The organism is Sporosarcina siberiensis (assembly GCF_042681925.1).
GTDB classification, from domain to species: Bacteria; Bacillota; Bacilli; order Bacillales_A; family Planococcaceae; genus Sporosarcina; species Sporosarcina siberiensis.
The window spans coordinates 111,537-133,099 of sequence record NZ_JBHUGI010000015.1 but is presented as its reverse complement, the minus strand read 5'-3'; the positions used below and the strand labels follow the sequence as shown (position 1 = coordinate 133,099).

At 37.3% G+C, this 21,563-nt stretch carries 23 protein-coding genes; 10 read left to right on the top strand and 13 right to left on the bottom strand.

What is annotated here, in order from left to right; genetic code table 11:
• Positions 1 to 150 precede the first annotated feature (150 nt).
• The 5 genes from ACFSFY_RS07175 to mutY all read right to left on the bottom strand — a co-directional run bounded on the left by ACFSFY_RS07175 (position 151) and on the right by mutY (position 4,842).
• Complete coding sequence (locus tag ACFSFY_RS07175; protein WP_381536656.1) at positions 151 to 1,899, bottom strand: ABC transporter ATP-binding protein; 1,749 nt, start codon at positions 1,897 to 1,899, stop codon at positions 151 to 153.
• 50 nt (positions 1,900 to 1,949) lie between these two features.
• Positions 1,950 to 2,495, bottom strand: a complete 546-nt coding sequence (gene ntdP, locus ACFSFY_RS07170) for a nucleoside tri-diphosphate phosphatase (protein WP_381536654.1) — start codon at positions 2,493 to 2,495, stop codon at positions 1,950 to 1,952.
• Between the two features lie 173 nt (positions 2,496 to 2,668).
• On the bottom strand, positions 2,669 to 2,962 hold the full coding sequence (locus tag ACFSFY_RS07165; protein WP_381536652.1) for a gamma-type small acid-soluble spore protein: 294 nt from the start codon (positions 2,960 to 2,962) through the stop codon (positions 2,669 to 2,671).
• Between the two features lie 88 nt (positions 2,963 to 3,050).
• Positions 3,051 to 3,794, bottom strand: coding sequence for an enoyl-[acyl-carrier-protein] reductase FabL (gene fabL / locus ACFSFY_RS07160; protein WP_381536650.1), 744 nt, complete (start codon positions 3,792 to 3,794; stop codon positions 3,051 to 3,053).
• Entirely contained in the window at positions 3,787 to 4,842 is a 1,056-nt protein-coding gene (gene mutY, locus ACFSFY_RS07155) for an A/G-specific adenine glycosylase (protein WP_381536648.1), read from the bottom strand. The genes fabL and mutY overlap by 8 nt, the downstream gene beginning before the upstream one ends.
• Before the next feature lie 118 nt (positions 4,843 to 4,960).
• On the opposite strand from mutY, the gene ACFSFY_RS07150 reads away from it, so the two are divergent.
• A complete protein-coding gene (locus tag ACFSFY_RS07150) occupies positions 4,961 to 5,944 on the top strand; it encodes a metal-dependent hydrolase (RefSeq protein ID WP_381536647.1) in 984 nt (327 codons plus the stop codon).
• Between the two features lie 48 nt (positions 5,945 to 5,992).
• On the opposite strand, the gene ACFSFY_RS07145 is transcribed toward ACFSFY_RS07150, so the two are convergent.
• Together ACFSFY_RS07145 and recX are read right to left on the bottom strand one after the other, a co-directional pair.
• Positions 5,993 to 6,325, bottom strand: coding sequence for a YfhH family protein (locus ACFSFY_RS07145; protein ID WP_381536645.1), 333 nt, complete (start codon positions 6,323 to 6,325; stop codon positions 5,993 to 5,995).
• Positions 6,315 to 7,127: a recombination regulator RecX gene (gene recX, locus ACFSFY_RS07140; protein ID WP_381536643.1), complete on the bottom strand. Its 813-nt coding sequence runs from the start codon at positions 7,125 to 7,127 to the stop codon at positions 6,315 to 6,317. The genes ACFSFY_RS07145 and recX overlap by 11 nt, the downstream gene beginning before the upstream one ends.
• Before the next feature lie 101 nt (positions 7,128 to 7,228).
• On the opposite strand from recX, the gene ACFSFY_RS07135 reads away from it, so the two are divergent.
• From ACFSFY_RS07135 to ACFSFY_RS07120, 4 genes are all read left to right on the top strand, one after another.
• The gene (locus ACFSFY_RS07135; RefSeq protein ID WP_381536642.1) at positions 7,229 to 8,125 is read left to right on the top strand and encodes a TIGR01777 family oxidoreductase; all 897 of its coding nucleotides are present in this window, start codon (positions 7,229 to 7,231) and stop codon (positions 8,123 to 8,125) included.
• Between the two features lie 62 nt (positions 8,126 to 8,187).
• The gene (locus ACFSFY_RS07130) at positions 8,188 to 8,991 is read left to right on the top strand and encodes a polysaccharide deacetylase family protein (protein ID WP_381536640.1); all 804 of its coding nucleotides are present in this window, start codon (positions 8,188 to 8,190) and stop codon (positions 8,989 to 8,991) included.
• 82 nt (positions 8,992 to 9,073) lie between these two features.
• Positions 9,074 to 9,460 (top strand): OsmC family protein, encoded by a 387-nt coding sequence (locus tag ACFSFY_RS07125; RefSeq protein ID WP_381536638.1) that lies wholly within the window; start codon positions 9,074 to 9,076, stop codon positions 9,458 to 9,460.
• 476 nt (positions 9,461 to 9,936) lie between these two features.
• The gene (locus ACFSFY_RS07120) at positions 9,937 to 11,841 is read left to right on the top strand and encodes a heavy metal translocating P-type ATPase (protein WP_381536636.1); all 1,905 of its coding nucleotides are present in this window, start codon (positions 9,937 to 9,939) and stop codon (positions 11,839 to 11,841) included.
• A gap of 19 nt (positions 11,842 to 11,860) precedes the next feature.
• On the opposite strand, the gene ACFSFY_RS07115 is transcribed toward ACFSFY_RS07120, so the two are convergent.
• Both ACFSFY_RS07115 and ACFSFY_RS07110 read right to left on the bottom strand, forming a co-directional pair.
• Positions 11,861 to 12,862, bottom strand: a complete 1,002-nt coding sequence (locus ACFSFY_RS07115) for a YihY/virulence factor BrkB family protein (protein ID WP_381536635.1) — start codon at positions 12,860 to 12,862, stop codon at positions 11,861 to 11,863.
• 26 nt (positions 12,863 to 12,888) lie between these two features.
• Positions 12,889 to 13,257, bottom strand: coding sequence for a YtxH domain-containing protein (locus tag ACFSFY_RS07110; RefSeq protein ID WP_381536634.1), 369 nt, complete (start codon positions 13,255 to 13,257; stop codon positions 12,889 to 12,891).
• A 214-nt stretch (positions 13,258 to 13,471) separates the two neighbouring features.
• On the opposite strand from ACFSFY_RS07110, the gene ACFSFY_RS07105 reads away from it, so the two are divergent.
• Together ACFSFY_RS07105 and ACFSFY_RS07100 are read left to right on the top strand one after the other, a co-directional pair.
• Positions 13,472 to 14,836 (top strand): alanine/glycine:cation symporter family protein, encoded by a 1,365-nt coding sequence (locus ACFSFY_RS07105; RefSeq protein WP_381536632.1) that lies wholly within the window; start codon positions 13,472 to 13,474, stop codon positions 14,834 to 14,836.
• Positions 14,837 to 14,911: 75 nt separating this feature from the next.
• On the top strand, positions 14,912 to 15,133 hold the full coding sequence (locus tag ACFSFY_RS07100; RefSeq protein WP_381536630.1) for a DUF1128 domain-containing protein: 222 nt from the start codon (positions 14,912 to 14,914) through the stop codon (positions 15,131 to 15,133).
• A 78-nt stretch (positions 15,134 to 15,211) separates the two neighbouring features.
• On the opposite strand, the gene motB is transcribed toward ACFSFY_RS07100, so the two are convergent.
• Entirely contained in the window at positions 15,212 to 15,970 is a 759-nt protein-coding gene (gene motB, locus ACFSFY_RS07095) for a flagellar motor protein MotB (protein ID WP_381536628.1), read from the bottom strand.
• Positions 15,954 to 16,769: a flagellar motor stator protein MotA gene (gene motA, locus ACFSFY_RS07090; protein ID WP_381536626.1), complete on the bottom strand. Its 816-nt coding sequence runs from the start codon at positions 16,767 to 16,769 to the stop codon at positions 15,954 to 15,956. Before motA ends, motB begins: the two co-directional genes overlap by 17 nt.
• Before the next feature lie 184 nt (positions 16,770 to 16,953).
• Here motA and ACFSFY_RS07085 point away from each other — a divergent pair, with 184 nt between their 5' ends.
• The 3 genes from ACFSFY_RS07085 to ACFSFY_RS07075 all read left to right on the top strand — a co-directional run bounded on the left by ACFSFY_RS07085 (position 16,954) and on the right by ACFSFY_RS07075 (position 19,078).
• A complete protein-coding gene (locus ACFSFY_RS07085) occupies positions 16,954 to 18,186 on the top strand; it encodes an aminopeptidase (protein WP_381536624.1) in 1,233 nt (410 codons plus the stop codon).
• A gap of 99 nt (positions 18,187 to 18,285) precedes the next feature.
• Positions 18,286 to 18,426, top strand: a complete 141-nt coding sequence (locus tag ACFSFY_RS07080) for a hypothetical protein (RefSeq protein WP_381536622.1) — start codon at positions 18,286 to 18,288, stop codon at positions 18,424 to 18,426.
• Between the two features lie 79 nt (positions 18,427 to 18,505).
• Entirely contained in the window at positions 18,506 to 19,078 is a 573-nt protein-coding gene (locus tag ACFSFY_RS07075; RefSeq protein ID WP_381536620.1) for a beta-class carbonic anhydrase, read from the top strand.
• Between the two features lie 119 nt (positions 19,079 to 19,197).
• Here the strand turns inward: ACFSFY_RS07075 and ACFSFY_RS07070 are convergent, their stop codons facing one another.
• Together ACFSFY_RS07070 and ACFSFY_RS07065 are read right to left on the bottom strand one after the other, a co-directional pair.
• Entirely contained in the window at positions 19,198 to 19,743 is a 546-nt protein-coding gene (locus tag ACFSFY_RS07070; RefSeq protein WP_381536618.1) for a GNAT family N-acetyltransferase, read from the bottom strand.
• Positions 19,744 to 19,750: 7 nt separating this feature from the next.
• Positions 19,751 to 21,553 carry a M3 family oligoendopeptidase gene (locus ACFSFY_RS07065; protein WP_381536616.1) on the bottom strand — a complete coding sequence of 601 codons (1,803 nt, stop codon included), beginning with the start codon at positions 21,551 to 21,553 and terminating at the stop codon, positions 19,751 to 19,753.
• Between the last annotated feature and the right edge of the window lie 10 nt (positions 21,554 to 21,563).

Here is a 21,563-nt window from a genome sequence, read left to right as displayed (position 1 = left end):
TTTTTTTTTTACAGAGTATTGTGACTATTATTTTAATTATACGACCATTCTAATTAATTACAAGAGTATTTCAAATATTAGATTTACAATAAAAAATACCACCACAAACCAATTCAAAATAGGTTTGTGGCGGTATTAATGAATTCTATATTAACCTAGTTGTTGAAACTGAAATAATCCGTAATAAATTCCTTGTTTCTCCATGAGTTCTTCATGCGTTCCACTTTCTTTTACTTCACCAGTGTCAATGACAAATATCGTGTTTGCATGTGTGATTGTCGATAATCTATGTGCAACAATTAGTGTTGTTCGATCACTGGCTAGTCTTTCAAGAGAGTCTTGAATTAGGGATTCACTTTCCAAATCCAGTGCAGATGTGGCCTCGTCCAATATCAAAAGTGGAGGGTTTTTAAGAAACACTCTCGCGATAGCAATTCTTTGTTTTTGCCCCCCCGACAGTTTAACACCACGTTCGCCCACCCTTGTCTCGTATCCTTGAGGTAATTCCTCGATAAAGTCATGTGCATTCGCAGCTTTTGCAGCAAGAATAACTTCTGCTTCTGTAGCATCTGGTTTACCCATTAAAATATTACTTTTTACCGAGTCACTGAAAAGGATGCTGTCCTGCATTACAATACCGATTTGTTCACGAAGTGATTTAATTTTAACATCTGACAAATTATATCCGTCAATTCGTATTTCTCCACTCGTGACGTCGAAAAAACGTGGAATTAAACTTACGATTGTCGATTTTCCTCCGCCACTCATTCCAACAAACGCAACGGTGTCACCAGCATTCACTTTAAAGTTTATTTCCTTCAATATAGTTTCTCCATCTTCTTCATAAGAAAAGCTTACATTGTCGAATTCTACTTCACCTTGCATTGGAGGTAATAAAACCGCATTTTCCTTATCTGTAATATCGTATTTCTCCTCCATTAACTCAAAAACCCTGTCCATCGATGCAAAGGACTGCGTAAGAGTCGTCGAAGAGTTCACAAGTCTTCTTAAAGGTCCATACAATCGGTCAATAAAAGCTATAAATGCAACCATTGTTCCTACCGATAAGGGTCCATTAATTACTTGGTACCCAGCGTATGCAATAACAAGAAGCGGTGCAACATCTGTAATTGTATTTACAACTGCAAATGCTTTTGCGTTCCACTTTGTATGGTCAAGTGCTTTAGTAAGAAAGTTGTCGTTCGTCTCATCAAATCGTTCTTGTTCAATTTCTTCTAACGAAAAACTTTTAATAACACTTACTCCCGCAATGCGTTCATGTAAATAGCTTTGCACATTTGCAAGAGCTTGAGATCGACGCGTGGTCAATTCTCTCAGTTTTCCAAAAAAGTGCTTTACACTAAACGCATAAAACGGAAATGCGAGTAATGTTACGAGTGTTAACTTAACGTCTAGCGTCAACATTATCGCAATTGCTATTAAAATTGTTGCGAGATCTAACCAAACGTTCATTAGACCGATCATGACAAAGTTTTTTGTTTGTTCGACATCATTGATTACTCTTGAAATAACTTCCCCAGCACGGGTATTTGAATAATAACTTAAACTCAGTTTTTGTAAGTGAGAATAAAGTTCTTTTCGAATATCATACAGGATTTTATTACTTACGTACTGAGCATAATATTGTCGGTAATACTCGATTGGTGGTCGAATCAGAAAGAACAATAACGCAGTTCCACCGAGCCAGTAAAAGAGTTGCCTTGTCTTTTCAGCAGCGGATAACGTATCGACACCAATAATATCGTCTATTACAATCTTTATTAGTAATGGTATAAATAACGGAATTGCAAATTTAATAACCCCTATAAAAATCGTAAATACTATTTGCCAATTATAAGGCTTAACAAATTTTAAATAGCGTTTAACACTGTCACCCATCGTACTGCCTCCTAATATACTAAAAAGCCTGCCGCATAAGCGGTCAGGCTTTACTGATTGTCTCTTACTTGTTTGTTAAACTCATATCGTTGTGTCCATACTTCTATAAAGTCGGGTGCGAATGGACCACGTCTTTGTTTAATCCAGCTAAGAAGCCTGTCAATATTATTGTGTAAGATTTTGTCAATCACTTCAGGATAATTCATCCTCTTCTTATGTACTGCATATTCATCTTCGTCTAGAATCATATAGCTCATATCAGGGAACACTTTTACATCGAGATCATAATCAATGTATTTTAGCGATTTATTGTCATAAACAAATGGAGAACTTAAGTTTACATAGTAATAAACCCCGTCTTCTCTTAACATACAAATGATATTGAACCAGTGTTCTGCATGAAAATAACAAATAGACGGTTCACGCGTCAACCAAGCACGTCCATCGGCTTCTGTAACCAGTGTTCTTTCATTGGCTCCTATTACAATGTTTTTTGTTCCTTTAAGCACCATTGTTTCTGACCAAACACGATGAATATTTCCATCATGCTTGTAGCTATGTACTTGAATTATTTCTCCTTCTTTTGGAATTGTCATATGAACCCGCCTTTTTGTTCCCGAAAAATTTCGATGTAATTACGATTACATTATTATACCAACATCTGATCGAAAGTAGAAACCTTTGAGCTTTTGCTACTCATTTATTTAGAATAAATAAAAACCGACAGAAGCCTAGTGCTCCTGTCGGCCGGTGATGTAAATCCACATAACTACTTAGACCCGTTATTTAAATTACGTGCTGCAGTATAACCTTTTTTGTTCGACTCTGATTGTTGGTTTTGCATTTTCACCTGATTTATATCCGTTTCAGATGCAAATTCTTCTTGCATGGTACTTGAGTTTTGGTTTTGCTGTGCATTACCTGTCCCCATTTTGCTTTTGTTCTGCATTGATTGTTGGTTTTGTTTTTTTACTTGGTTTACATCAGTTTCGGATGCAAATTCTTCCTGCATGTTTTGATTCTGTTTTTTTCCTTGCATGTTTTGATTCGGGTTTTTAGTCATGGATTTTTCACCTCCGTCCTCGTTAACATGTGCAAGAAAAACATTTTTATTCATTGGATATTTTTGTATCATGCCTTTTCCTGTCGAATTACATTAATATTGAACGACCGCCGTCTACAATTATCGTTTGTCCGCGGATCATATTCGAATCCTCAGAAATAAGAAACATAGCTGCTTTCACCATATCTTTAATTTCCACCATTCGTCCGGCCGGTGTATTGATACGCGCATCTTCGAGTAGTTCTTCTCTATTTGGAAAATGTTTCAAAGCTTCTGTATCCAGTGCACCGCCTGAAACCGTGTTTACAGAAATCCCTTGCGGGGCCAGCTCTACTGCAAGATATCGTGTTAAAGATTCAATTGCAGCTTTTGAAACACCAACTGTCGTGTAATTTTCAAGATATCGAATCGAACCAAGCGAACTAACACCTACAATTTTCCCGCCTTTATCCATTAACTTTGCGGCTTCTTGAGCACCAAATAGCATTGCTTTTGCGTTAATATTCATTGTCCAATCCCAATGTGATTCTTCTAACTCCATAATTGGTCGTAAGACGCCTGAAGCCGCGTTAGATACAAAGACATCCAATCGACCAAACTCAGTTTTAATTTCTTCAAACATCAGACGAAGTTTTTTTACATCACCAACGTTTGCACGAATCATAAGAGCTTTACGCCCTAACGCTTCAATTTCTTTAACTGTTTCTTCCGCAGCCGACTTACTTCGAGCATAATTGACAACAATATCATATCCATTTTCAGCGAGTTCAATCGCTAACGCTTTTCCTAATCCTCTGGAGCTTCCAGTAACGAGCGCAACTTTATTAGACATTTTTAATTTCCTCCCAAATTTTAAGAACTGGAACTGCTTTTGGTAATGCTTCTACTTCTTCAGATGTGAAATATTGAAATTCTTCAGGAACCTTTTCCATCCCTGTTAAATGTGCAAGAAAGCTTTTTACTTCCCATGTAATATGAGAAAATAGATGTTTAAAAGATATTAATTCATCTGGTTCAATTGGTGTAATATTATATTGTTCAATCAAAGCTTCTAACGGTGTTGCGTCCCCTTTTAATTCCACCATAGGGAACTCCCATAAATTTGCAAGCAATCCTTTACTAGGCCTTTGTTTCATTAACCATTGACCTTGCTCATTTCTAATAGCAAAGGATGCAACAGGTATTATCTTCTTTTTCAACTTCTTTGATTTAACAGGAAGTTCTTCTTGCTTTCCCTCGAAAAATGCGGAACAATATTCACGAACAGGACAAAGTAAGCATTTTGGTTTTGGTGTACATATCGTAGCACCAAGTTCCATTAATCCTTGGTTGAATGAAGAAGGATCATTCTTATCAATCAGTTCCATAACTACGTCTTCAAAAATCTTTTTTGTTTTAGGTACAGAGATATCCTCTTCTATTAAAAGGATTCTAGAAATTACTCGCATTACATTTCCATCAACCGCATGTTCCGGAATGCCATACGCAATGCTTAATACAGCACCTGCTGTATACGGTCCAACTCCTTTTAGTGTAGAAATTGTTTTTCTATTGTTCGGAACTTCACTACCATAGCTTTCTACGACTTCTTGAACACCTATTTGCAAATTTCTCACACGTGAATAATAGCCAAGACCTTCCCACATTTTCAACAATTCATTCTCTTCCGCCAATGCGAGTGTTTCCATTGTTGGATACTTGTCAATAAATCGTTCATAATAAGGAATTACAGTATCCACTCTTGTCTGTTGCAACATCACTTCAGAAACCCAAATGTAATAAGGGTTTGAAGTATGACGCCATGGTAAATCCCTCTTCTCTTCCTTATACCAAGAAAGAAGTGATTTACGAAATTCGACTTTATTATCTAAGAGTTGCATGTTTTCCTCCCAATCGCATATGCTTATCATTATCGTATAAAGGGTATATATTAGTTATCAAGGCTTTTCCGCAAAACCTAGCCAATGCAAAAATCTTTGGCAAGAGGAGTTGATTATTTTGGATACAGGCACACATATTGTTATGGGCGTCGCACTTGCTGGTTTATCAATGGCAGATCCTGTCGTTACTTCAAATCCTGCAACCATGACCGCAGTTATCACTGGTGTTGTTGTTGGTTCATTAATTCCAGATATTGATACTGTATTAAAACTTAGAAATAATGCGATTTATATACGCCATCACCGTGGCATTACTCATTCCATTCCCGCGGTATTAATATGGCCAATTCTTATATCAATACTATTGTCATTACTCATTCCTGGTGCTAATTTATTTCATGTATGGGCTTGGACATTTCTCGCAGTATTTTTACATGTATTTGTTGATATTTTCAATGCATATGGCACACAAGCGTTACGTCCATTTTCACATCGATGGGTAGCAATAGGTGTAATCAATACATTTGATCCGGTTATTTTCGGTTTGCATATATTGGCAATACTCATTTGGATGTTTGGCGCAAATCCAGTCTCTACAATGATAACTACTTATATCATCATATTCTTTTATTATTTACTCCGTTTCGCAATCAAATCAGCCGTTAAAAGAGCTGTTTTCAACACAATTCCAGATGCGGACGACGTTTTCATTGCACCAACAATGCGTTTTTTCCAGTGGAGGGTTGCTGCATCTACGGCAAACTATCATTATGTTGGACGAGCGTACGGCCGGTCCGTAAATATTTATGATCGTTTCGAACGTAAACCAATGCCGACAACACCCGAAATAGAAGCTGCAATGGAAGATAAGAATATCGAAGCATTCACTTCGTTTTCTCCAATATACCGGTGGAATGTTTCGTATATTGATGATATATGCGAAGTGCGCCTAATTGATTTGAGGTATCGAAGCAAAGGCTATTACCCCTTTGTTGCGGTCGCGCATATCGACTCGGATTTAAATGTTTTAAATTCGTATACAGGTTGGATTTTCTCAGAGGACAAACTAAAGAAAAAATTGAATTTCAGTCCAAATTCTTAAAAACAGGAAGGCTACAGACAAAATTTACTTGTCCGTGGCCTTTTACGGTTATTTACCTGTTTTTACGGATTTCAACATAGATATCGGTAATGCCTCGTCAGCGCGGTCACCACCGAGTCTGTATCCCCATGCAAAGTGTCCTTTCAAATAATCTACTTGAAAAAACACGCCTTCATCGCCATCAATGCGGTAAATTTCCCCCGGCACAATTGTTGAAGGGTCTACTAAAAAGGATTGGGCCATAACCGCTTTCCTCTGATAGACAGCATATTCATTTAAAATACCTAACTGCTCCGCCTTCATAGCTTTTTCACGAAGTCTGCCTATTTCAGTTCGCAATTCATGTTCATTCATTTCGCTATATCTTTTTTCAGTCGTCATTCTCTTCATTCTCCTTTTTTTCTATAAAGCGATCTATCAGGTCAAATGAAATCCCTTTTTGATACATAGCCTGTTTCACCCGATTGTTTCGTTCTCTACCACTAAATCTCGTACTATATCTGCGCCAAGCTTTTTCTCCAACAGTAGCAGTTATTTCGTCCCATTCTTCATCTTCACGTTCAAAGCTTATCCCAGAAATGGCTTGTTTAATAATATCGAAAGAATATCCTTTTCTTTGCAAGGCGTTTTGAATTCTTTGTTGCAGTTGCCTTGGTGGTATAGAACGATTTGAATTCGCTGCTTTTTCAGCTAATTTCGTCGCAACCTCAACCTGTTCTGTTTCTGAATATGATTCAAGCACCTGAGCTTGTAACTCCTTCCCAACACCTTTTCTCGTAAGTTCTTGTTGAATGGCTCTTGGCCCTTTACTCGATGTTATTTTTTGAGTTTGTAGAAGTGCTTCAGAAAAACTTTCATCATTTAGAAAACCCATTTTTCTTAACTTAACAATTGCTTCCAGGACGACCGCTTCTCCATAACCCGTATCTAGAAGCTTTTTCTTCACTTCAAATTCACTACGCATTCTAAACCCTAAGTAATGAAGTGCACGATTGAAGGCTTTACTAATTTCATCTTCATACACCATTTCATCTATCGACCAATCTTCTAAGGTCATACCTTTAGTTAAGCCAAACTTTACAAGAACAGTTTCATGAACGCTATATGCATATTTCTCATCGAGGAAAATGTTATACCGCTCGCTGTCTTTCTTTTGTTGTGTTATTTTGGTAATGACGGGCATAGTTTAACCTCCCTCGTTTTCTATTAGTATACATGTTCTTATCGCACGGTTCAGCTTTACGCATTCCAACTATAGATATTACTTTCACGGAGGTGTAGAAGATGAAAATTGTCATTGCAGGCGGATCAGGATTTGTCGGCCAAGTTTTAGTTGAAATACTTCAAAGTAAAGGACATGAAATCATCATTTTATCACGCAGTGCCAAAAGCGCAAAAAAGAATACTACTTATGTTAAATGGTTGGGTGACGAGAACGCCCCCGAAAATGAAATACAATATGCAGATGCATTTATTAATCTAGCCGGAGTCTCCATAAATGAAGGACGTTGGACAACGGAACATCAAAAACAAATTTACGACAGTAGAATGATTGCTACGGATGAATTGCTTAGAATTATTTCTGCGTTACAAAAAAAGCCATCTGTGCTAGTAAACGCTAGTGCGATAGGGATTTATCCCGCATCTACTACAACAATATATACTGAAAAATCCAAAGAAATGGCAACTGATTTTTTAGCCAAAACAGTGCATGATTGGGAAATGAAAGCAGCTACAGTCGAAGAGGATCAAATACGGGCAGTATTTATGAGATTTGGTGTGGTACTAGGGATGGACGGAGGTGCACTTCCACTCATGGCATTACCTTATAAGCTATTTGGCGGAGGAACAGTGGGTTCTGGTGAACAATGGATTTCTTGGGTACATGTGAAAGATGTCGCACGTGCACTTGTATTTGCAATTGAAAACACGAACCTACAAGGACCTGTTAATGTAACTTCACCTTTTCCGCAACAAATGAAATACTTTGGGAAAACAATTGGGACTGTTTTAAATCGCCCACATTGGTTCCCAGTTCCTTCTTTTATGATGAAAATAGCACTAGGTCAAAAAAGTGCACTCGTCTTAGAAGGCCAGCATGTATTGCCTACTATTTTACAAGATAATGGTTTTGAATTTATGTTTCCTACACTCAAGTCCGCCCTCGAGGACTTATTGTAATAAAAACGAATATTTTTCATCATTGAGCGCATCCTACTGAAAAAGAAGGGATGCGTTTTTTTATGGCAAAGCATCATTGGGGAGGTATTTTATTAGCTTCCATCATTGTTTTAGCTGGATTGGTATTAAATCCATTTTCTGCCTCAGCCGAAGAATATCATTGGGGTTTCAAAAAAGCAACTGGAGGAGAACAGCCAAATGCAGGCGAACCATTCGAATCTTTAATTGAGCAATACGGTGCATTGTATAAAGGAAAATCCGATAAAAAAATTGTTTATCTTACTTTTGATAACGGATACGAAAATGGATATACCGAATCTATTCTAGATACCTTAAAAAAGGAGAATACCCCCGCAACATTCTTTCTAACTGGTCATTATCTATCCAGTGCTGCACCGCTCGTTAAACGAATGATTTCTGAAGGCCACACTATTGGGAACCATTCATACGGTCACCCTAATATGGCCAATTTAACAGAAAAAGGGATGGAAGAGGAATGGGGAAAATTCGATAAGGCTCTGAAAGAGTTAACTGGTATTGAAAGAACATTTTATGTAAGGCCGCCTAAAGGTATATTTAATCAAAAGTTGTTGGCAAAAGGAAATGATCTGGGTTATCGTCATATTTTTTGGTCTGTCGCATTTATCGATTGGCATGCCGATAAACCTCGTGGTCGGGATTATGCATATGGTGAATTGATGAAACAACTACACCCAGGTGCTTTAATTTTAATGCACACAGTTTCACCAGATAACGCTCAAGCACTTCCATCTTTCATTGCAGATGCAAAAAAAGAAGGATACTCTTTCCAAACACTAGATGATCTTGTCATGGAGTACGAAAATATTAATCCTGTTTTGAGATAGTTTTAAATACACAACACAAAGCAGATATGCTTCCCTAAACGATTGGTTTCTGTATAATCCAATCTAGAGGAGGAGATATTTTATGAACTTTAAAATGACAGAGAATGGATTTACTACTGAAACTAAGTTTGGTGTTTTAGAAATTTCTGGGGACGATAATTACGGGTTTAGACCTTACCAACTTCTCGTATCCTCACTTGCTGTATGCAGCGGAGGTGTACTTAGAAAAGTATTAGAAAAAATGCGTATGCCTGCCGAAAATATTTCTATTGAAGTGAAAGAAGTAATACGTAATGCCGAAGAAGCTAACAGGCTTGAAAAAGTCCATCTTCACTTCATCATCACAAATTCTGAACTTGACGAAAAAAGAATGCCAAGAGTGATGGAACTAACAAGAAAGAGTTGTTCCATGGTTCAATCTGTAACTGATTCAATAGAAGTTGTGGAGACATACGAACTTATTAAATAAAACACAAAAGGCTTAGTCCCTATCTGATTTCCAGATTACGGCTAAGCCTTTTACGTATGATTTATTTCCTCACTATCCATTTCCATAAGTCGTAGTTGTCTTCTGGTATTCCTCCATCGGACTTTTACGAATCCCCTCCTCATTCATTATGATTCGATCCGCCAATACACTACGCCCTCCCTTACTAATTGATTAATTGAATCATACCACACTTTTTATGTATTGTAAATCTTCTGATTCATTTATTAATAATTAGTAATAAAGTTCTAGATAATGTACTGCTTAGATTTTCAATTTGCATATGATGTGATATAATGAGATAATCAATACCATATAATAATTAATACAATGTAGGATCCATTAATTTTTGATTGATAAATTCTTATTTTGTCGGTCTCCCCATTAGGGAAACCGACTTTACTATTTTATAAGGACTTTTGATATTGACTATCATTCTCAATTAGGAGGGGAAAATATTGATTGCAAATGTTGAAAAACGACAAAAAAACGTAATTGATTGGAAAGAACATATCGAACTCATCGCAGCACTTCTTTCAGGTGTACTTATTATCTTTGCTTGGATTATCGGAAAAAATGGTGAAGCAAACATTTCTGTAACTCTTTATATCATTGCTTTCTTAATAGGAGGCTTCGCTAAAGCAAAAGAAGGCGTTGAAGAAACAATAAAAAACCGAGAATTGAACGTGGAAATGCTGATGATTTTCGCAGCCATTGGTTCCGGAATTATCGGATACTGGGCTGAAGGTGCAATTTTAATTTTCATTTTTGCCATTAGTGGAGCTCTTGAAACATTTACTTTGAATAAAAGCCATAAAGAAATATCTTCACTTATGGAACTTCAACCTGAGGAAGCATGGCTTATTCAAAAAGATGGTACGGACATTAAAGTTTCCACTTCTTCTTTACTAGTTGGATCAGTTCTACTAGTTAAACCTGGTGAAAGAATACCTGTAGATGGTCAAATAACGAGAGGCTCAACCTCAGTTGACATGTCCGCTATTAATGGTGAATCCTTACCTGTAACGAAGGGTATAGGGGAAGAGTTATTTGCAGGAACGGTGAATTTAAGTGGTGCGATTGAAATGGAAATGACAAAACCAAGTTCTGAAACACTTTTTCAAAAAATAATCACACTTGTTCAAAGCGCACAAAGTGAGAAGTCACCTTCACAACAATTCATAGAAAAATTTGAAGGAACTTATGTAAAAGTTGTACTTGTATCTGTAGTAGTAATGATGTTTCTCCCCCACTATTTATTTGATTGGGATTGGACAACGACCTTTTATCGTGCAATTGTTTTACTAGTAGTTGCTTCACCATGTGCCCTTGTCGCATCAATTATGCCAGCTACTCTAGCTTCCGTTTCAAATGGAGCTAAACGCGGGGTTCTTTTTAAAGGCGGTGTACACCTCGAACATTTTGGATCACTAAAAACAATTGCTTTTGATAAGACTGGAACACTTACAACGGGTAAACCTATAGTTACAGACTTTTATACTCGTGAGAATGTGGAATCTGAAGTTGCTCTAGATATTCTTTCAAGTATCGAATCTCAGTCTAATCATCCACTGGCAATTGCGATTACTAACTTTGCAAAAGAAAATGGTGTTGTTCCTAAAGAGAGAATTGAAATTGAAGACGTTCCTGGTCATGGAATACGTGCTTTAATTAATAATGAGGAATACTTAGTTGGTAATCCACGCTTTGTTGGAAGAGAAATCGCCGAGGATTTTAAAGAAGGTCTCGCACTAAAACTTGCTGAAGAAGGTAAAACTGTTATTTTTCTAAGTGATAGTAAGGGAATTGTTGCGATAGCGGCACTAAGGGATACGCTTCGCGAAGAGGCGGTTGTTGCTATACAAAGTTTAAAGGACCTCGGGATCTACACAGTTATGCTTACAGGTGACAATGAAAAAACTGCTGCAGTAATTGCAAAAGAGGCAGGACTCGATTCGTATATAGCTGAATGTTTACCTGAAACTAAGGTTGAACAATTAAAAATATTAATGAAAAAATATAAATCGGTCGGCATGGTTGGCGACGGAATAAACGATGCACCTGCACTTGCAACCGCTACAAGTGGTATTGCAATGGGAGATGGAACTGACGTAGCTCTCGAAACAGCAGACATCGTCCTAATGCAAAATGATCTTAGACGCATCTCTTACGCAATTAAACTTTCAAGAAAAATGCAAAGGATTGTAAAACAAAATGTGTTTTTCTCAATAGCCGTTATTACAATACTCATCATTTTTAACTTTATGCAAATAGTTGATCTACCTATCGGCGTAATCGGTCATGAAGGAAGTACGATACTCGTTATATTAAACGGGCTTCGAATGCTTAATCGAATAAATTAAAAAAAGCAAAGCCGTGTGTTCAACCAACGGCTTTGCTTTTTATTTTGGCTTGAATTGAATTTTTCCTTTCATCCATAACGGCATTAATCTGTCCACCAAGCATTAAAATAATAGACGAAAAATACAGCCACATCATCAACACAATGATTCCACCGATACTTCCATACGTGTTTGAATAATTCCCATAACTACTAACGTAAAATGAGAATCCTAGAGAGGTAATTATCCAACCAATCGTTGCAAATGCGGCTCCTGGAAAAACGCTTTTTATATGCAACTTCAAATTTGGAACAACCCAATAAATAACAGTGAATACTAGGAATATCAAAACTAAAGGAAATACCCATCGAAAACTATTCCAAATTTGAACAAAGTTGTGTTCTAAACCTAAATAGGAGAAAACAATCATACCAATCTGTTGACCAAAAATAGGTAGAACTAGCGCAATAACAAGAACAGCAATAAGCATGATTGTGAATACAACAGACATTCCACGTGATATTAGAAATGGCCTTGTCTCTTCTTTGAAATAAGAGCGGTTTAATGCTTTAGTTAAAGCGTTCATTCCTTTTGAAGCAGACCATACTGTTGCAATTGCACCGATTGATAATAACCCACTATTTCTATTATTAAATACTTCGCCTAATGTGTCTTCAATTAATAATGCAACACTAGCAGGTGCAAAATCTCTTATAAAAATCAGGATTTGTTCCTGATCAAGATTTAAATAGGGTAGTAATGTAAATATGAAAATTAGTAAGGGAAACATAGACAATAGGAAAAAGAAAGCAACTTGTGAACCAAGTCCTGTTACGTCTACTTTCTTTATTCTCGTAAGTAGTTCCTTGATGAACCCACTTGCAGTAGTAACATCAAAACTTTCCACTTCGCCATCCTTTACGTCATTAAAAAACTTCATAACAGACGAATCACTCATAAAACCTGATGATTTTTGTGTTTTACTTTGATGACCTTCAACTCGATTACTTTTTTCAGGAGTTTTATGAACGTCTCTCTTCAAACTTTCATCACTCCTTTCATCATATTTCACTTTTTTATATTCAAACCACTTTCGTTCACAATTGATTTGTATTCGTCTTTGGATTCCGTAAATGTCTCCTTTGTTTCAGAAACCATATCCTTTACTTGTGGGGTCAGTAATTTTAATTCATCAACCTTTTCCTTAACATATGTTGCATCTTCAGTAAACTGACCTACAACTGATTGTATTTTATCCTTTTTTTCTTCAAATTTAATTTTTAATACATCCGTACTTTTTGAATAAAATTCTACTTCCGATTTTATAAACTTTATTCTCTGACCAAGTTTTACTCGTGTGCTGCGATCCATCATACTCGCTAAGGCCCCCGTGAGAGCACCAATCATAATAAAAGTTCCAAACTTACTTTTCCCCATTTTAAAACCTCCATTTTATAATTCAATACATAAGATATTCTTACCCTCAATCATACAATTAAAAACAATAAATAACGAATTATAAAAATAATGCTTGACGAACTGACTAATATTTCGGAAGATTAGGATATATTTGAATACTTAGTTTGAAAGGGGTTGAATATAATTCTTTTTCAAGAGAGATAGTTATCTTTTATAAAGGGAGTGAAGTGGAATGGATTGGTTGGAAGGTATTTTAGATAAGCTAGGCGGTATTATCTGGGGTCCGCCGTTACTAATTCTTTTAGTGGGTACAGGTATTTATTTAACATTCAGACTCGGATTAATTCAATTACGTTTATTACCTTATGCATTAAAGCTTGTATTCACTAAAAACCAAGATAAAAAATCAGAAGGAGACATTAGTCACTTCCAAGCTTTAATGACGGCAATGGCAGCAACAGTCGGTGTTGGTAACATCGTCGGTGTCGCCACTGCAGTCGTCCTGGGTGGGCCGGGAGCAATATTCTGGATGTGGATGGCCGGATTCTTCGGAATGGCAACAAAGTACGGAGAGGCTATCCTTGCTGTAAAATACCGTGTGAAAGATTCTAACGGACAAATGGCTGGGGGGCCAATGTACTATCTAGAACATGGGTTGAAACAAAAATGGCTTGGCGTTTTATTTGCGATATTCGGTGCGCTAGCTGCATTTGGTATTGGAAATGGAACCCAAGCCAAAGCAGTTGCTGATGTAATGTCACAAACATTCTCCGTTCCGCATTGGATTACCGGTGTTGCACTTGTACTTCTTGCCGGAGCTGTACTTCTAGGCGGAATTAAATCCATTGGTAAAGTTACTTCATTTTTCGTTCCAATCATGGCTTTATTTTATATAATTGCTGGAGCAATTGTTATGATTTTGAATATCAACCTCGTTCCCGAAGCATTTGCTACAATTTTCAAGTTTGCATTTACTGGTGAAGCAGCTTTAGGTGGTGCGGTTGGTGCCGCCATTCGTTTTGGAGTAGCGCGTGGTCTATTCTCCAACGAAGCTGGTCTTGGATCCGCTCCAATTGCAGCGGCAGCAGCAAAAACAGATATGCCTGGTAGGCAGGCACTCGTTTCAATGACTCAAGTACTTTTTGACACACTTATTATCTGTTCAATTACAGGGGTTACAATTGTAATGTCCGGTCAGTGGAAAGATACCGGAATTGAAGCAGGAGCACTAACAGCTGCTGCATTTGGTACGTTCCTTGGTGGAGCCGGTCCAATCATAGTCTCTATAGGACTATTATTCTTTGCTACTTCTACAATTTTCGGTTGGGGGTACTACGGAGAGAAGTGTTTCCAATACTTATTCCCTAATAACACTGCTGTTAAAGCGTACCGTGTAGTGTTTGTTCTCTTTATCTTTGTTGGTGCTACTGCAAAACTAAGCGTTGTATGGGCATTTGCGGATGTTCTAAACGGGCTAATGGCAATTCCAAACTTAATAGGGCTTCTTGGATTGTCTGGTGTAATCATTTTGGAAACAAAGCGTTTTCAAAATAAAATTAAAGAAGAGAAAGAGGAAGCAAAAGCAAAGAAAGCATAAATGCATTTTCTATTTGACACTGTCGAGTTTTAATGAAATGATTAGTAAGAAGCTAACGAAAGGCGGTTACTATTTATGGATTTAACAAACCCGACAACTGAGAACACTATGTACATGATTGAACAAATCAAAGAAAAGATTCGCATGGTTAATGTCGATGCAATGAGAGCTGAAAATTTCGACACAGATAAATATGAAGATCTTCATTACATTTATGAAATGGTTATGAAGCGCAAGCATATCAGTTCTAATGAATTGGAAGCGATTGCTGCAGAACTCGGATCTTTACGTAGGTAATAAAGAGTAATAATTCTTTCTAAATGAACATAAAAAATGACTCTCCGGATATTTCCACGGCGAGTCTTTTTTATTGTTTTATTCGAATGCACTTCCATCTTGCAGGACTAATGGTTGAATTAAAACTTCAACCCGGCGATTTTTACTGCGACCTTCTGCGGTCTCATTCGATGCAACGGGCTGATACTCCCCATATCCTTTTGCACTAAATAACAATGGATTTATTTCCTCATTCTCCACAATTTTCTTCAGGAAGTTTACAGCCCTCATCACACTGAGTTCCCAGTTAGATGCGAACTCTGCACTACCTATAGGTACGTTATCCGTATGACCGGTTACAATAATTTGACGTGGTTCATCAAATACTAACAGCGCTGTAATTTCATTTGCGAGGATCGCGTACTCTTCTTCAATAATGGCTTTCCCAGGGCTAAAGAGTACACTATCCCTTATCGTTACAAGAAGTCCCTCATCTTTCAATTGTGTTTCAAACATATTCTCAAGTTCATTGACCGCGATATACTCAGCTAAACGTTCCTCAATCTCTTCTAGAGAGCGGCGATCTTCAATATATGAAGAATCTTCATCCTCTTCCCCTACTGAATCTTTCGGTACTGGGACTGGCGTAGGTGCTGAACTATCCATTATTCCCTGTCCACTATCAAATAATTCATTGAATACCGAGGAAAATTGTTGAAGTTTACTTTCATCAATTGTACTAGACGCGAACAAAACTATAAATACCGCCAGTAGTAGCGTCATTAAGTCTGCGTAGGGTAATAGCCATGATTCATCAATATGTCCCGAATCTCTAGGTTTCTTACGTCTCTTCGCCAAACTGGCCAGCCTCCTTCTCTACCGGTCTTTCAGCTGACAACTTGCGACGTTCTTCTATAGATAAGTATGATGCAAGCTTTTGTTCAATCACACGTGGGGCTTCCCCTTCGAGAACAGACAAAATACCTTCTACCATCATCATTTTCTGCTTAACTTCGATGCTTGATTTTCGTTTCAATTTATTAGCGAAAGGATGCCATAAAACATATCCAGTAAAAATACCCAATAATGTCGCAACGAATGCAGCTGCTATGGCTGTACCCAGTGCCTCAATATCATTCATATCTTTTAGTGCAGCAATTAGTCCAACAACTGCTCCTAAAACACCTAGTGTCGGTGCATATGTACCTGCTTGTGTAAAAATAAGTGCTCCTGCAGAATGTCGACCTTCCATCGCGTCAACCTCTTCACTTAAAACATCACGAATATAATCCGCATTTTGACCATCAATGGCAAGTCCAAGACCATTCTTTAGAAATGGATCTTCGATATCATCTGTCTTTGCTTCGAGAGATAATAGACCTTCACGACGTGCAACATCTGCCCATTCGGAAAACATACGAATCACATCAGAATCTGATGCCAATTTTTGTTCTTTAAAAATAACGCCAAAAAGCTTTGGAATATTCTTTAACTCACTCATCGGAAAGGCGATTATAATAGTTGCTGCTGTACCAAAAATAATGATTAGAATGGCAGCTATATTAAACAACGTTCCTAATGCAACACCTTTTAAGACCATTCCTACTAAAACAGCACCAAACCCTAATATAAGACCAATAATCGTAGACAAATCCATATGTAGAACCTCCAAATATTCCATTCTCTTTCTTATTTCGGCTTAAATCTACAATTCTTTAGACCATTTGATGGAATAAATGAAGAGACTTGGCTTTGTCACAAATGCATTAAATTATTATCTATTGCAGTTTCTGCACTATCCTTGTTAGTATATAGTTAATAGTGAAAGGAGTTTTTTAATTATGTCCGTTTTCAATCAATATTTATCTAAGTATGCAGAACTAGCAGTAAAAGTTGGAGTCAACATTCAACCAAATCAGTATCTGTATGTAAGCGCTTCAATTGAATCCGCTGAATTTGTTCGACTTGTAACAGAAAAAGCTTACGAAGCTGGTGCGAGACAAGTTTTTGTTGATTGGAGTGACGAAACCGTTTCTCGTTTGCGTTTCGAAAAGGCACCAAGTGATTCATTCATTGATTTTCCAGAGTGGAAAGTAATGGAGCGGGAACAACTAGCAGAAAAAGGCGCTGCTTTCATGACTATCGTCTCTCAAAGTCCTGACTTATTAAAAGGGATTGACTCAACACGTGTTGGAGATTCTCAGAAAGCAACTGGAAAAGCTTTAAACACGTTCAGACAATATATACAATCCGACAAAATCAGTTGGACTGTAATTGCGACTCCTTCTAAAGCATGGGCTGAGATGGTATTCCCTGATCACCCAGAAGACAAGCAAGTTGAAGCACTTTGGGATGCAATTTTTAAAGCGGTACGTGCTGATACCGAGAATCCTATTCAATCATGGATGGATCACGATCAAAAACTTCATTCAAAAGTAGATTACTTAAATAACAAAAGCTATAAAAAACTGCATTATCTTGCACCAGGTACAGATTTAACAGTCGAATTACCTGCAGGACATTTATGGTGTGGAGCAGGTAGTTTAAATGAAAAAGGACATGCCTTTATGGCCAATATGCCAACTGAAGAAGTATTTACTGTCCCTTTAAAAACAGGTGTTAACGGATTTGTTTCAAGTACTAAACCTCTTAGTTACGGGGGTAATATCATTGACAACTTTAAAATTTCATTTGAAAACGGCCGAGTAACTGAAGTTTCAGCAGAACAAGGACAAGAGGTTCTACAACGACTCATCGATACAGATGAAGGTGCTAAACATTTAGGTGAAGTGGCCCTTGTTCCACATGATTCGCCAATATCTCAATCACAGATACTTTTTTACAACACATTATTTGATGAAAATGCTTCGAATCATTTCGCGCTTGGAAGTGCATACTCGTTTTGCATCGAAGGTGGTAAAACAATGTCTCCTGAAGAGCTTGAAAAGCACGGTCTCAATCAAAGTATCACGCATGTGGACTTCATGATCGGCTCAGAATATATGGATATTGATGGAATAAACGATGACGGTACTAGCGAGCCTATTTTCAGAAACGGCAACTGGGCATTCTAAAATACGTCACAATTCATAAAGGAATATCACATTTTAGTTAATAATCTTGAGAAACTGTTGTATACTTATAATATCAACATGTAGAGAGGAGTCATTGTTATGGGCTTAATGTATACCACTGTTATCGGATTCGTTGTTGTAATCGGACTGTCAGCAGCTTTTATTATGCACTACATTACACTAGATATGCCTGCTTCTGACTCAGTTAGAATTGATCCAAAACCTGAAGTAAAACTATAAGAGTTGCCAATCTGGCGACTCTTTTCTTTACCCCTTTTTAAACAGTGTGACTGAATACAATTCGGATGGGGGAATTAATATGACAACTTTATCAAGTATTCTTGAATTCAATGCTGAATTTGTTAAACATAAAAAGTATGAAAAATATGCAACGACTAAATTTCCAGATAAACGTATCGTAATTCTTACTTGCATGGATACAAGACTTACGGAATTACTTCCTAGGTCTATGAATTTGAGAAACGGCGATGCAAAAATTATAAAAAGTGCTGGTGCAGTTGTAACCCATCCATTTGGTGGAATTATGCGTAGTATTCTTATCTCGGTCTATGAGTTACAAGCGGATGAAGTATTTATTATAGGACACCAAGATTGTGGAATGAGTTCTATTGATACGAAGACAATTATTAAAGATATGGTCCACCGAGGAATTGATGAAAGTCTTTTTAATACACTAAAGAATTCAGGTATCGATATGGAAGACTGGCTTCGTGGGTTTAATGATGTTACGGACAGCGTAAAGCAAAGCGTTGACACCGTTCGCAATCACCCACTTATGGATCCAAGAGTACCAGTCCATGGACTGGTATCTAATCCCGAAACAGGTCATCTAGACGTTATTGTCGATGGTTACACTTTAGTACGTAAGTAGTTTTCCGACAAATTTCCCGGGAAATAGACAAAAGCTTCATATATAAAAGCCGATTTCTCTAATTAGAGAAATCGGCTTTTAATTTTAGCTGTCAATTTCCGCAAAGCGGCCTTACCCTTTCAATAATCGTTTTCAATATGAGCATACAAGTAGTGATCTTCCCAAACTCCATTAATATAAAGGAGTTTACGCAGTAATCCTTCTTGTAAGAAGCCAGCTCTTTCCAAAACTTTTATTGAACCTTTATTTCTTGGTGACACATATGCTTCCACTCTATGCAAAGCTACTTTTTCAAAAGAAAAAGTAGTAATAAGACGAACTGCTTCTGAACCAATTCCTTTTCCCACCATGTTTTCATCAATTGAATAGCCAATAAACCCACTCGAAAAAGGAAGCCTTTTAATGCTGTATAGTGAAATATGCCCTACAAGACGATTTGTATCCGATTCAAAAATCCCGAAATTATACTCTCTTCGGTCTCTCATCTGAAATAATGACTCTCGTATCTTATCTCTTTGAACTGAAACTGTGAAAAAACTTGCATCTTGTCTTGGTTCAAAAACAGACCAGTATTTTTTATTAGCTGTTAAAAGTTCTGTGAACGCGAAAACATCATCTTCGGTTAGTATTCGTAAATAACACTTTTCACCTTCAAGCACTATCAATTTCCTATCACCCTTCTTTTGACGTTAGTTCCATGAATTCATCAACGTCTTTCACACAAAGTGCTACTCCTTTTGCCCAAAAATCTTGTTTCGTAATATCTTCTCCAAGATGTTTCATCGCAAGGTCTTCAACACTCATAGATGCAGTGTCACGAAGTAACGCCATATACTTTTGTTCAAAGTCTGTACCTTCCTCTAATGCTTTAGCATAAATACTTAGCGAAAATAAGTAACCGAATGTATAAGGAAAATTGTAAAAAGGGACTCTAGTAATATAGAAATGAAGCTTTGATGCCCAGAAATGTGGATGTGTTGTATCAAGGGCTCCACCATATGCTTCCTGCTGAGCTTCTACCATCAATTCATTAAGTCGTGATGCTGGTACTATACCTTGTTTACGTTCTTCATAGAATCTTGTTTCAAAAAGGAACCTAGAATGAATATTCATAAAGAACGCTACGCTGCGCTGAATTTTATCTTCCAACAAAGCAATTTTCTCTTCTTTTGTCTCTGCAGCTTTTACTGCTGCATCGGCAACAATCATTTCTGCAAAGGTTGAAGCCGTTTCAGCAACGCCCATTGCATATTGACGATTCATCCAATGAACAGGCCTCATTGCGTATGAGTGAAAAGCATGACCTAGTTCATGTGCAAGAGTTGCAACATTCGACATTGAACCACTATATGTCATGAAAATACGTGATTGCTCAGACATTGGCATTCCAGTACAAAAACCACCTGGTCTTTTGTTTGGGCGATCTTCTGCTTCAATCCAGCCATCTTCAAAAGCTTTACGAGAAAACGCTTCAAGCTCTGGTCCAAATTTTCCAAAATGCTCTAAAATGAATTCTGCACCTTCTTGATAATTGATTTCTTTAGTCGATGAAGTAACAGGTGCATCAATATCATACCAATTCAGTTTATCTGTACCAAGCATTTTTGCCTTAACATTTAAATAATTAACGAAAGGTTCTTTACTTGCACCAATAGCTCCCCACATTGCGTCAAGCGTCTCTTCACTCATTCGGTTGCGAAGTAATGGTTCCTTTAGAACTGATTCCCAACCACGCTTTTCATATACGGCAAGCCTAAAGCCAGCAAGATGATTAAGTGCTGAGGCGAAAAAGTCTTCTTTTTCTTCCCAAGCCTCTTCAAGGGCTTCAAACGATTTTCTTCGAACCTCTCCATCGCTATGTGAACTTAGATTATTTGCCTGACCGACAGATAGCGTTTTCAATTCACCATCCACTTCAAGCTCTATTTTAATGTTGCCTACTAGTAAATCATAAAGTTGACCCCAACCATGGTAGCCATCAACACTAAGAGATGTGATCAAACTTTCTTCTTTTCCGGATAACTTTAGACCAACCTCATCCCGCCACTCATTCAGTACAAAAGTGAACTCCTTCAACTTTTCAGACTTTATTAATGAAGTCCAAACGTCGTCCTCTACTTTTGCTAATACTTGTTGAAATTGAAGTAAAGCCGTTGAAAAACTCGCACCAAAAATACCAATTTCACCTTGAAGAAGTAAAGCCTTTTTTTCTGTCGTATCTGCAGCAAGAAAACAACCTATTACTGCACTGGCTTGTGACATATTCAGTGCTACATCTTTAGTCATTTCGATGATGTCAAACACCTTCGAGTCATCATTCGCAGATGTTGGTGTGTCGAATTGTGCTGTTGTATTTTGCAATGCTGTAATTTTTGCTTTCAAGTTATTTAAATGAAGTCTTAATTCTTCTGAATTACTACCGCCTTCAAAAAACACATCAAGATCCCATACTTCTGAATAGTTTACTTTCGTCAATGATGTTTCC